Genomic DNA, 12657 nt, shown 5'->3' with positions numbered 1-12657 from the left:
GAGAACTGTTGAAGGTTATCGAAATACAACGCTTGCGCACCGCATCCGGTCGAGCAAGCGTCACATTTCGCGTTGTTTTTAGAATACGTACTTCAATGCGAATTGGATCAATCGCGGAGCGACCGACGATGCATTAATAACGCCATAGTTCGCAGTCTGCGCTCCCGTTGAAGGATTTGCATACTGGGGGTGATTCCACACATTGAAGAACTCCGTGCGGAAGTCCAGTGTCGCATCTTCGCGAAGGCCGCCGACCTTAGTGGACTTCGCCAGAGTCATATCCCAGGTGTTGTTTCCTGGTCCGCGAGCCACGCCGATGGAGCTATTTCCATAATCCGTGGGCAAGATAGTGCTTGTGGCACTGGCAGGAGCACTAAACGGAACAGCCGGAGCCGTCACAAATACGCTCGCGCTCGGATTCAAGTACGTATTGTTCTTGATGCGGTTCAGCAAGGAGCCGCCATTCTTATTCAGAATGTCTCCATTGCCCTTACCTGGAACGAACTGCGCACGGCTTGTAGTCCCATAGGCGGTGCCATTGTTGGCATCGGTGAAGGTCAGTGGTTTACCCGACTGGAAGGTCGTCACCCCGGAGAACCGCCATCCGCCAGTCGCGACACGGGCAAACGCGCCACCGTTCTTCCAACTCGGCACCTGCCAGATATAGGCGAATACAAATCGGTTCGTGCGATCGTAACCCGCGACTCCCCAACGAGCATAACGGTTATTCGGATCGTTGCTATTGCCGCTGCCACCCGAGAAGACACCGTTCTGACCATCTCCGCCCGTCACCGACGTCATGATCTTGCTCCAGGTATAGGCGGCCTGCAAATACAATCCACTGCCGACCTGCCGTTTCAACGTCGACTGCAGGCTGTTGTAACTCGAAAAGCCATACGTCTCGATACGTGTTACTCCGTTAGGTGTAAAGCCCTGATAGGGCACGCGTGCCTGCAAGTTAGCGGACGCGACTGTGTTCGTTGTGACGCCATTGATCGGGTTCGAGGGACTGGCCAGAAAGGCTCTGTTCAGGCCACGAGACTCCGCCAGGCGCGTTCCGCGTGTTCCCACATAACCTGCTTCGATCACAAATTTATCTGGCAGCTCCTGTTGTATGTCCATGTTGTACTGCTGAACCATCGGCGAATCAATATTTTGCGCAACGCCAGTCACTGTCAAAGTGTATGCAGTCGAACGCGGCCGCCATACGCCGGGCGTAAGAACCGTCGTGAACGGCGTCTGGAACGTCGCTGCAGCATTAGCCGTTCCAGTCAAGGTCGCCGAGCTTACAAATGGCTGCCCCCCTAACGTCTGCAAGACCGAGTTGGCATTCGTCAAGGTATAGAAGACACCGTAACCCCCACGCACCACCGTTGAGCTGGCGGCTCCGAGTGGCTGCCATGCAAAACCGACACGCGGACCAAAGTTATGCAGAGGAATGTCGTTGTCCGAAAGGCTTGTGCTGCCCAACCTCGTCACACCTGCCGGAAGAGGTAGCCGATAATTGTTTGGCACAACGAAGCCCTGAAAGGTCCCGCCCACCGGTACGGGCTGGAATGGCGTTACCAGGGATGGATAGAAGCTGCTCAGCTGACCATGGTTCGCACTCACACCGCTATTCAACTCCCATCGCACGCCGGCATTGACCGTTAGATTCGACCGCAACTTGATATCGTCCTGGAGGAACATCGCCATAGACGTTCCGCGAAAGCCTTTATAGTAAGAACCCTGCTGGCTGCCGCTTGAGTTCACATTGCTAAAGGCCGAACCGTTCTGCGCGGCACTCATACCAAGAAGAAAATCCTGGAAAGTCTGGAAGCCTACGCTACCGCGCTTGTTGTTTGGGTCGTCGAAGTTGAACTGATTCTTCTCCCCCAGGAATCCGGCACGGAAGCTCTGTTTGCCATGCGTCCAACTGATCTGGTCGCTGATCTCGAATGTGTTGACGGCAGAGAACGAAACGTCATTGTTGACGCCACCTAGGTTGAAGTACCCCGTCGTGGAGATGATGGGAGTCAGCGGATAGGTCGGATCGCTCGGCGCTGTCATGCCGATCTGATCAAAGGTCAGGTTCGCTTGTGTTTGTAGACGGCCGACGCTGCGAATGTAGCCGACTAGCGCCTCATTGAGGAAGTGCGCGTTCAGTGCAGAGGTCAGCTTCAAGACTCCCACTTGGCTATTGAAGTTCGGCGTTACACCATTACCAGGCGTATTCGTGGAACTGCTGAAGGGCTGGGTCTGTGGCTGTCTCGAGTAGAAGTAACGTTGAGAAAATGTGTGCTTCGACGTGAGAACATAGTCCGTATTCACCAGAAACTGATCCTCGCTGTAATGCGAAGGGATGCTGAACGTCGATAGCCCGATAGGATTCCCATTGGTATCGGTGGTAAGGCGTTGCGGTGTCGGAATCAGGTATGTCCCGTTCGCGATCTTTTGACGTAACAAATTCAGCGCAACGGGACTGATATTGCTGCCGTCGCAAGCTACGTTCACACCGCCATTGAATGGAGCCCACTTTGCTCTGCCAGCAGGGGTAGTCGCGGTGCTTCCGTTTGGACACGCGATTTTGCCAATCGCCGCCGCGCTTCGATCGTCGGTAAGAGGAAAAAGCGAGTTACTGGCAAGCGAACTCGCACTAAGACCGTTTATCTGACGCGTCCCTTGGTAAGACCCGAAGAAGAACAGCTTGTCCTTCACAATAGGCCCACCCAACGTTCCGCCAAACTGATTTTGCTTCATCACTGCGCGCTTCTGGCCGCCGATCTTCAGGAAGGTATCGTTCGCATTTAAGACATCATTGCGGAAAAACTCCCACATCGATCCATGAATAGCGTTCGTGCCCGTCTTTGTCACAACATCGACGTTCGCACCAGCATCTCGCCCAAAGCCAGCGTCGTAATTGGTCGTCTGAATCTTGAACTCTTGCAGTGCATCCGGGTTCGGAATTGCAATGCCAGCCTGTTGTACAAAGTCGCCCGCGCGGCCTGAGCCGAAGTTATTAATGTCCGCGCCGTCCATGTGGAAGTTATTGCTGATGCTGCTCGCGCCGTTGACATATACGTCCTGCGTACCTTTGCCCAGCGAAGCCGCATTGTTTACATCACCAGCCACACCAGCCGACAACGTCAAAACCTGGGTGTAGTTACGATTTGTTAGCGGCACTTCCTGAATTGTCCTACCATCGACCACCGTCCCCAGCGTCGCGTTTTCGACCTGCAGAGCCGCCGCTGCGGAACTCACCTCGACCGTCTCACTTTCGTTTCCCACCACCATCTGCGCGTCGGCGCGCGCGGTCTCCGTAACGACAACCGTCACTGGCGCCGGCTCTGCCTTCTTGAAACCCGGCACCGCAACACTGATCCTGTAAATCTCTGGCGGCAGCAGACCTACCGTAAACTGGCCGTCTTTATCGGTCTTTACCGTACGAAGCTGGCCCGTCGCCGAAGAGGTCACCGTTACGGTCGCCCCAACAATGACAGCATTCTGCGAATCGGTCACAGTGCCGCGGATAGCGCCGGTAGTAGATGTCTGACTAAACACTGAGTGCGCCATTACTGGAAACAGCAAAGCAAATACAAGCCAGCGCTTGCGGGAGAGAAAGGAATTCCATTGCATGTCAGGACCTCTTTTAAGTGAGTTCCTTTACTATGCAGGAAGCGGTCAATTTATGAAATCCGTATAAATACTGTACTTCTCCTCGTATGTACCCGTTTTCACTATTCAATTCACCATCTAGGTCATACCAGAGTGCTTTTTGCAACACGATGGCATCTAGATGCGACCCGACTACTAGTACTGGCCATACCGACCTTTTACCGATTCGAGCAGTTTGTTAGAGTCGTATGCCGTTCCGTCTTTGAGCACGATTTCGACATTTTCGATATCTGTAATGTGGACAGAAGGATCTCCTTTGACGATCATAAGATCGGCGTCTTTACCGACCTGCACCGAGCCGATATGATCTTGCTGGCCGAGGTACGTCGCCCCGTTAAGGGTTGCGATTTTGATAGCTTCTGAAGACGTAAAGCCCGCGTCAGTGACAAGGAGTTCGACCTCGTGCTGATCGCCGAAGCCGGGCAAGGTCGCGCCATTACCAGTGGGGTCAAGGCCTGCCATAAGGAGTCCTCCTGCATCCACAAATTTATGTTCGAGCTGCACATCATTGTTGTAATTCACAGCTCCGCGCTGTAAGGCCGGGGAGTCGGCGGAGGTATTACGGCGATTTCGGTTATAGAGGTAAGCCTCAAGCGCTCCTGGCGTAAGCGTGGCAAGAGCCTTGGAACGAAGCGTAGGCTTGCCGGCCAGATTGGCCTCGAAGACCGGAAGTGTACTCGTGATAGCTACATGGTGAGCAACGAGGAGCTTGATGAGAGCAACGGCCGCAGGGCTGTCGGGCGTCATCTTGGCAAGAGTAGCGGCTCCCGTCTCGCGCGAGCACTGGTCCGGCTCCTTATCGGGGTCAAGCTGTGTGTTGACGAAAAAGCCGTGCTCCAGGTTGTCAATGCCGAGCTCTGCGGCTTCAGGATAGGTAACTGAACAAAGGTGACCAGTGACCTTGAGGTGATTGGCGTGCGCCGTACGAATGGCGGCAGCAAGCTCAGCACGGGTGATATGCATATAGGCTTTGAAGTTTGTAGCGCCAGCAGCAGTCCAGAAATTAACGAAGGCCACAGCGTCATCCGCGCCAGTGAGCGTATGCATTTGCAGGAAAATATCGTTTGTCCCTTGGAGGTAAGGAGCAGTAGGCTCCACATGGGGGCCGATAAGACGGCCAGAGTCGATTAGACGACGAAGATTAATGTCAGCGTACGGCTCAACGGAACCGGCTGTGCGGATAGTAGTTACACCGTTGGCGAGATACATACGAGGGGCCGAGAAGGTCATCTGCGGCAGCAGCGTGGGAGGTTCAGAACCAGCGGCATCGGAGTTCGGACGCTGAAGATAGTAGATGTGGTCGTGCATGCCAACAAGACCAGGAAGAACCGTATAACCGGTAAGGTCGAGCACCTCCGCGCCGGACGGCACGGAAACATCATGACCGATGCGACTAATCTTGCTGCCCTCGATAACAAGAGTCTGATCTTGGAGGACCGCACCGCCAGTGCCATCAAGGATGCGGACGTGTTGAAGGACCTTTACCGGAGAGTTTTTACCATAAAGATACTTGGCAGCGACGGAAGATGGAGAGGCACTCTGTGAGAGTGCCATGTGTGAAGAAAGCGCAAAAGCGCAAAATAGAGCGAGGGCTTTCCGCATAAGTTGACGCACTCGGGAAGTGAAATTGAAATGACGTGATTTACAAAACAATACAACAGATTTGTTGCACCTTCTCCATAGCTCCATCAAAGAATTAGTACTGCGAAACAGCCGCGGAGCTATGACCCACACTTCCGCATGCGTATAACTACTTATGACTCACGCCCAGTATCAGCAAAATCAATCTCGCCGTTCCTGCGCAGGAAATCCTAAAACTATTTTTTGGTGGATTTATCGGAGGGAATATGTTCACTACGGATATCAGACAATTGGACGTCAGTTTGCTGCTCTGAACTGGAGTCTCTCATTGCTCTTAGGACGCGAGCTTGCAGACTATCAGGGGCGGAATAAAGTGGTCGCGACTGACGGAGTATGAAGGATAATTCCTCATCCTCCTCGAGTGCGCACCTACAAGCTGCACAGCCTTTTAAATGAGCGCGAAACTCTGCGACAGGAGTTCCACGCAACTCCTTGTCGAAATAAAGCTGGGCAGTCTCGCTATACTCATCGCAGGCCTTCATTTCTAACTTCTCCCCTGCATGATTCGGACCTCGTCACGATAGACGAAAGCAGTACGCGAAGCCTTGAACGTGCCCGCGCTAGACGCGACATCACTGTTCCAGCAGGACAATCTAAAAGGCTAGCAATGTCATGATACGATAAATTTTCAAATTCCCGCAGCAAAATGATCTCGCGAAATTCCGTAGGTAGCTTCTCGATAGCCGCTCGTACCTGTTTCTCCTCCATCCTGCTCACATAGATATCGTAAGAATCTTTACCTGTATCCACTATGTCGACTGTAGAACCATCTTCCATGTCAGTCTGAACCATCTGGGGGCCGGTCCTTCGCTTCCTGAGTTGGTTAAGCCAGACATTCCGAAGTATCTTGAAGAGCCATGCTTTTATGTTGCTCTCATCTCGGAGCTTGGCCATCGCGGGAATAGCACGAACATAGGTCTCCTGCACCAAGTCCTCGGCCTCCGCATGATTTCGGGTCAAAACCATAGCGTAGCTATACAACCCATGGATGTGCTCAATGCTGGTCGTATTCGCTTGGACTAAGTCATAGTATTCGCAGGACATAAACATCGCTCCCTAGAAGTGCATGGTGATTCTGTGACGGTCAAGATGAGAGCCCTTACAATCCTGTTCAAGGACCGCTGTAGCCACAGGAAAAAACGTGGGAAACCAGCGCAGGCCGGACGCGCCGAGGTCCTTCCAGACCTTAGCTCCGGCAACCTTTAACAGTGAATTCGATTCTCTGATGGGTGAGGAACCGTATAGCTCTTACAAAGACACAGCGATAAATCGGAGGAACATGAGCACATTAAAACTGCTCGCCCGGAGTGTTAGTGCCCACGGAGGGAATAACACATTCATTGTGATTTCTCCTTCACTCTAGAATGCGCAAAACCTTCCGGAGATCGATCACCAAACTGGCACAAGAGATTTATCTATCAGAAAGTTCACGAAGCGAGACCGAGAAGTGATCCGATCCATCAACCTCAAGCTTCTCCAGGAGTACACCATCGGTCTGCCATCCCTGAACACTATCGATCAGAATGCCGATATCGCCAAAGTTACCCCGCCGCAACATGCTCGCGGCGATCGTAGAGCGATATCCTCCGTCACAGTAGAGAAAAGTGGGTTTGGAACGGTCGATGGATGCAGCTTTGGAATTAAGTTCAAGTAAAGGCACTGAGTTAGCACCAGGCAGATGCCCTTTCAGCCATTCAGCCCAACTGCGAACATCGATAAGCTGCACGGAACGCCCTCTTTGTGCGGCGCGGCGGACATCCTCTACTCGCTGTACCGGCAGGTGAGCAAGCTCGATCCCATTCTGCCGCCATTGCTTCTCGTCCGCGAGTGCGTATCCGAGGACATTCTCAAATCCGACCCTCGCCAAGCGGCTGTGGGCCTCTTGTGCGAGATTTGCACTTTCGGTAACTAAGATAAGTTTCTGTGTGGGTTCGATCAGTACCGCCGCCCAGCTTGCGAATGATCCCATAAGACCAATCTGCATTGCTCCGGCAATATGAAACGAGGCAAACTGATCAGTTGCCCGTGTGTCTAAAACAAGCGCGCCCCGGCGCTGTTCTTTCCCGAGTTGCGCTGCTGTTAGCTGCTGAAGTTGTAAAAACGCCGACAAATGAAATACCCTCTGTATGCTTATGCGCAATGGATCGCATAAGTCGATCAGCATTTGTCGTTATTTTTTTAGTTGTGCGCCGCCGCCAGTTCCAGAGGTGTTCCTGGCCTTCTAAGCAGATGATCTACCTTACGCCCTTCCCGTTCACTCTCCGGCGTAGCCGCCCTTCGCCTGCTCCAGGTATTCCAAATATCGGCGCTCTTTCGATACCATCTTTGCGACTCCTCTTCGGCGGCCACTCCTTCAACAGACGAGCGAATCGGGTCCATCGCTATGCGATGCTGCACCTCGCCCTCACTCTCCTCGCAGAAGCCTATATCGCGTAACACTAACAAACTGGGAGACGTCACATCGAACTTGTCTAAAAGTGGCATTGCAGCATTCGCATACTGCCGGGCCTTTGTAAGATTTTTCATTACCAGTTCGGCATCACTCAATTTGCAATACGATCTCATCAGATGAATACGCCCGTGGGGGCTGGCCTCTGCCAATTCTTGCCTGATCACGTTTGCCTCAGATAGGAGGCGTAACCGCTCCGCTGCAGCCCCTTCTCCACGAAGGACATCAGCTAACGCTTCATTCCGTATCGCGATCCAATGTCTTGCTCCAGCCCCATAGCGGGGAGCCATTCTCTTCGTAAGACGAAGAGAACGCTGGTACCATGTGCCAGCCGTTTCAGGGTTGGTTAGGCGAAAAGAATCGCCCATCGTCGAATAGGCAAGAGCTAGATCATAGTGCGCCTGGGCATTCATGTTGTCGGTCGCAGCCAGCATCTGCGCGATCGCAAGAGCTTTGCGGGCATAAACTTGCGCCTGCCCCGAATCGCCTACATTCAACGTATCTCTTCCTGCTAACGGAAAAGTAATCTCTTGATAAGCCAGGAAAAGCTCTCGCCTGACCTGCGAGGAGGACGGGAATCTCTGAACTAAGGCTTCTGCAATAGCGATCGCTTTTCGTCCGTTCGCAAGAGCCTCCGATTGATCCCCAAGTTCATTGAGTGTGGTCTGCTTTTCGCGATAAAGCCCAATAAGCATCTTGTCGTGATCTTCTTCGCCATTGGGACTACCTCCAAAAACCTGGAACGCCGCAGAATACTTTTCGAGAGCCTGATCTGGATTCAGAGTATGAAGATAGACATATCCGATTCCGGCGTAATTCATAGCCAGAAGGCGTTTACGAATCGGATCGTCAGGCTTCTGCTGCCAAAAGCTGTGTGCCCAGGAAAGACCCTGCTGGTAATCCTCATTCGCTTCATGAAAATTCCCTAGAAACGATTCGATATCGCCCAGGTGTTGATAAGTGTCAATGACCGCCACAGTGGTCTCGTCACCAGACATTCGGCTATGTGCCTCCATAGCGGAATGCAAAGCCTCCTGATAACTGGTGACAGCGGTCTCCGAGTTGCCTAAATTCGCAACCATAGGAGAGCCTTCCAGATCGCCAACACGTATATAGGCTTTAGATAGTTCAAGCAACAGCCGCGGATCGTTCCCGGTACTTCGTCGTAGCTCGTCCAGATATCGGAGAGCGCTATGAAACAGGGCCGCCTGCGTCTCTGTAGAAGCCGAAGAACGTTGGAGCTTATCCGTCATATCTGAGATCGCGGAATCCGCAAGCGCTCGAACCTCTTTCACCCGGCGATCGGCTATTCGAGATTGTCTCGAATAGACCAAAGCAGAGCCACCGAGAGCGACGCAGATTGCGCATGCCGCCATCAAAGGTATCTTGTGACGCTGCAAAAGCTTCTTGAATCGGTAGATTGAGGATGTCTTTCTGGCCGCAATCGGCTTGCCCTGCAGATAGCGAAGCAGATCTTCATTAAGGTGCTGAACCGAAAGATAACGCCTCGACGGATCCCGATCCATCGCCATCAAGATAATTCGGTCCAGATCCCCAGAGATCTCTTTTCTCGTGCCGCTCGATAAGTCAGAGACAGAGCTTGGCTTCCGGTTGTCCTGCTCGAGAACAAGCCTTTCCGCCGCAGCAGGTGAAAGATTTTGAAGGGTGTAAGGACGCGCGTCAGTTAGAAGTTCAAATAACAAAACTCCCAGAGAATAAATATCGGTCGCTGTTGTGAGCTGCTTTCCTTGAAGTTGCTCCGGGCTTGCATAGTCAGGAGTCATCATTCTGAAGCTGGTCTCTGTCTGGGAGACATCACTCAGAACGACCTGCGGCACCAGGGCCTTTGAAATTCCAAAGTCAATGAGCTTGACCATACCCTCTGGCGTGACCATCACATTACTTGGCTTTATATCTCGATGGATAATCAGCTTTTGATGAGCATAGTGAACTGCGGAACATACTGATCGAAACAGTTCAATGCGCTGCGGGATGGACAATGCACGGCTTTTGCTGGCGAGCGTGATCGGCTGCCCTTCCACATACTCCATTACAATGAAGGGACGGCCATCTTTCGTCTCGCCGCCATCAAGAATAGCGCCGATATTAGGATGATTGAGAGTTGCTAGAATCTGTCGTTCGATGCGGAAACGTTGAACCCGCTCCGGGGAATCAAGACCCTTTCGAATCATCTTGATCGCCACGATCTGGAAATATTGATCGTCCGAGCGGACGGCCAAATAGACGACACCCATCCCGCCGCGGTCTAATTCGCGCACCAGGAGATACGGGCCAAGTTGCAAACCAACTTCCGAAGGACTTGTAACCTTCGTTATCTCTTTAAGATCGTCCGCGATAAGAGAGCGAAGCGCATTCTCGGCATCGTTGTCACTTTCAAGAAGCGACTCTATCTCAGGAATCAGTTCCCTGTCATTGCCGCAAGCTTCTTCAATATATTGCTTCCGTTCAGTAGGTGGTCGTTGCAACGCACCTTGAAAAATCTCTTCTATCAAACTCCAATGATCGATTTTCATCTTTATTTCTTGGCCGGGTGACGTAACATTTCGCGGCGTATCCACGCTTGCCCGAGACGGAGTTCGCGACCGACAGTCGCTACCGAAATCCCTAAAACTAGGCCGATTTCTTCCGCACTCAGGCCGCCGAAAAACTTGAGCTCGATGGCTTGGCTCTTCCTTTCATCGATTTTTTCTAATCTTCCGAGCGCTTCATCCAGTACAACGAAATCCGGTGCGCGCTCCTCAGCGATGTCCATTCCTGCCTGCAGGGTAACTCGTATACCACCGCCTCGTTTTTGTGCGTTTCGTTTCCTCGCGTGCTCGATCAATACACGTCGCATCGCGTTGGCAGCGATCGAATAAAAGTGGATACGATTTTGGGCCTGTAACCTCGTCTGGTCGGCTAGACGGAGATAAGCTTCGTGAACCAGACCGGTCGGCTCTAAGGTGCAATCGCCGTACTCGCGTCTTAGCCGCGCTCTGGCTAGGCGAAGTAAATCGTCATAGATAATTGGAGTAAGTTGCTCTAACGCCGAATGGTCTCCTCGCCCCCAGCGAGCGAGTAAGCTTGTTACATCCCCCCGGTCTTCAGGCGCTGCGTTGAGAGATGCACCAATTGACATCTAGAGTGACTCCTCCTCACCTTAATACTATTTTACCGGAGAGAAAGGCCAATCGGGCCTAAGTCTGGTTTCTCTGCTCTCGAAGTATCCCACCTGCTTAGATATGCGTAGATAAATATAAAAATGAATCGAACGTCAACATGTCTCATCCACTGACGCGACTCTAACTAACGCCAGTTTGGGAGTTCGCTCATGCCCAGACCCTAAAAGACACACAGAAACGCCCTTTTCTAGCCTGAGTAACATGAGACCAGATATAGTTCGGAATCATGACTAAAGGCTTAGTCGCTTCTACGCTTGTCTTACTATCCACCTTAGTCTCCGCCCCACTCATGGCTGAGTCTTGCGAGAATCTCTTGAAGCTGGCCTCGCCGGCCGTCTCCATCACTCTTGCGAAAAAGATTGACGCCGGTGCCTTCACGTCTGGCGGAAGCCCAAAGATGTTCTCTCATCTACCCGCCTTCTGTCGAGTCGCAGCGACCCTCAAACCAACCTCAGCCTCCGACATCCGAATCGAGGTTTGGCTCCCACTCATCGGCTGGAACGGTAAATTCCTTGCAGTCGGTAGCGGTGGCTGGGGAGGCTCCATCGCCTACGATGGCATGGCCGATGCACTTCAACGCGGCTATGCCACGAGCGCTACGGACGACGGCCACTCTGGCCCGAGCGCCAGCTTCATCCAGGGCCATCCGGAGAAGTTCATCGACTTCGCCTATCGCGCCGAGCACGAGATGACCGTCGAAGCGAAGGCGCTCATTAAGACCTTCTACGGTCGTGAAGCACGCCTCTCCTACTGGAATGGTTGCTCTGGCGGTGGCCGTGAAGGGCTCCTGCAAGCTTATCGCTACCCCGACGAGTTCGACGGCATCATCGCCGGCGACCCCGCTGACGTTCGCCGCAATTCCTGGGCGCTCTGGCTCGCTGTTCAAACCTTCAAAGACCCCGCCGACTACATCTCACCCGATAAGTACTCTATGATTCACCGTGCCGTTCTCAACGCCTGCGATGCAAACGACGGATTGAAGGACGGACTCATCGGCAATCCAGAGAGCTGTCACGTCAGCTTGAAAAGCCTCGAGTGTAAGGCCGCAGACAACTCCGACTGTCTAACCCCACGCCAGATTCAAACCGCACAGACTATTATGAGCCCCGCCACCACACCCACAGGTAAAGTCCTCTTCCCGCGCCTTGAACCCGGCACTGAGCTCAGATGGACTCGTCTCGCAGGTGGTCCCGCACCCGCCGATCTTTTTCTGGATGAGTTCCGTTACGTCGTCTACCAGGACCCTAACTGGGACTGGAAGACCTTCAACCTTGAACGCGACGCGGCCAAGTCGAACGCAGTCGACAAAGACATCGACAGCCTCGATCCCCACTTAGCGTCCTTTGCGAAACATGGTGGCAAGCTGCTCCTCTACCACGGCTGGGCAGATCAACAGGTCGCTCCAGGCTCTAGCATTGAATTCTACAAATCGGTGCTGGCGCTCAGCGAAGATCCCGCACAAGCCTCAAACTGGATACGCCTCTTTATGGCTCCTGGCATGGGACACTGCTCCGGCGGAGAAGGCCCCGACAACTTTGACAAGATCAGTTTGATCGAACAGTGGGTCGAGCAGGGGAAACCGCCCGCGCAGATCACAGCTTCCCATCAAACAGCAGGCCACGTCGACCGCACTCGACCCCTCTGCCCCTATCCCCAGGTCGCCCGTTACAACGGTAGCGGCAACATAGATAACGCCGCGAACTTCACCTGTTCAAACCCACAGTAAAGCCG

7 protein-coding genes are annotated in these 12657 nt (G+C 53.0%); 1 reads left to right on the top strand and 6 read right to left on the bottom strand.

Features of this window, described 5'->3' with window-relative positions:
* Nucleotides 1–78: 78 nt before the first annotated feature.
* The 6 genes from HB393_RS22680 to HB393_RS22650 all read right to left on the bottom strand — a co-directional run bounded on the left by HB393_RS22680 (nt 79) and on the right by HB393_RS22650 (nt 10883).
* Entirely contained in the window at nt 79–3615 is a 3537-nt protein-coding gene (locus HB393_RS22680) for a carboxypeptidase-like regulatory domain-containing protein (RefSeq protein WP_213807496.1), read from the bottom strand.
* 174 nt (nt 3616–3789) lie between these two features.
* Nucleotides 3790–5256: an amidohydrolase family protein gene (locus tag HB393_RS22675; RefSeq protein ID WP_213807495.1), complete on the bottom strand. Its 1467-nt coding sequence runs from the start codon at nt 5254–5256 to the stop codon at nt 3790–3792.
* Between the two features lie 504 nt (nt 5257–5760).
* Nucleotides 5761–6339, bottom strand: a complete 579-nt coding sequence (locus HB393_RS22665; RefSeq protein ID WP_213807493.1) for a sigma-70 family RNA polymerase sigma factor — start codon at nt 6337–6339, stop codon at nt 5761–5763.
* A 367-nt stretch (nt 6340–6706) separates the two neighbouring features.
* Nucleotides 6707–7459 carry a rhodanese-like domain-containing protein gene (locus HB393_RS22660; RefSeq protein WP_213807492.1) on the bottom strand — a complete coding sequence of 251 codons (753 nt, stop codon included), beginning with the start codon at nt 7457–7459 and terminating at the stop codon, nt 6707–6709.
* A gap of 14 nt (nt 7460–7473) precedes the next feature.
* Nucleotides 7474–10278 (bottom strand): serine/threonine-protein kinase, encoded by a 2805-nt coding sequence (locus HB393_RS22655; protein ID WP_213807491.1) that lies wholly within the window; start codon nt 10276–10278, stop codon nt 7474–7476.
* A 2-nt stretch (nt 10279–10280) separates the two neighbouring features.
* On the bottom strand, nt 10281–10883 hold the full coding sequence (locus tag HB393_RS22650) for an ECF-type sigma factor (protein ID WP_213807490.1): 603 nt from the start codon (nt 10881–10883) through the stop codon (nt 10281–10283).
* 356 nt (nt 10884–11239) lie between these two features.
* Here HB393_RS22650 and HB393_RS22645 point away from each other — a divergent pair, with 356 nt between their 5' ends.
* The gene (locus HB393_RS22645) at nt 11240–12652 is read left to right on the top strand and encodes a tannase/feruloyl esterase family alpha/beta hydrolase (RefSeq protein ID WP_255551522.1); all 1413 of its coding nucleotides are present in this window, start codon (nt 11240–11242) and stop codon (nt 12650–12652) included.
* Nucleotides 12653–12657 lie beyond the last annotated feature (5 nt).

Source organism: Granulicella sp. dw_53, from assembly GCF_018449545.1.
GTDB lineage: Bacteria > Acidobacteriota > Terriglobia > Terriglobales > Acidobacteriaceae > Edaphobacter.
Note: the sequence above shows the minus strand (reverse complement) of the source record. Positions and strands in the feature narration are given on the sequence as shown.

What these genes read in the sequence shown, in the direction of transcription:
- HB393_RS22680 (WP_213807496.1), bottom strand. Translation starts at nt 3,615, where the DNA reads ATGCAATGGAATTCCTTTCTCTCCCGCAAGCGCTGGCTTGTATTTGCT.
- HB393_RS22675 (WP_213807495.1), bottom strand. Translation starts at nt 5,256, where the DNA reads ATGCGGAAAGCCCTCGCTCTATTTTGCGCTTTTGCGCTTTCTTCACAC.
- HB393_RS22660 (WP_213807492.1), bottom strand. Translation starts at nt 7,459, where the DNA reads ATGCTGATCGACTTATGCGATCCATTGCGCATAAGCATACAGAGGGTA.
- HB393_RS22650 (WP_213807490.1), bottom strand. Translation starts at nt 10,883, where the DNA reads ATGTCAATTGGTGCATCTCTCAACGCAGCGCCTGAAGACCGGGGGGAT.
- HB393_RS22665 (WP_213807493.1), bottom strand. Translation starts at nt 6,339, where the DNA reads ATGTCCTGCGAATACTATGACTTAGTCCAAGCGAATACGACCAGCATT.
- HB393_RS22655 (WP_213807491.1), bottom strand. Translation starts at nt 10,278, where the DNA reads ATGAAAATCGATCATTGGAGTTTGATAGAAGAGATTTTTCAAGGTGCG.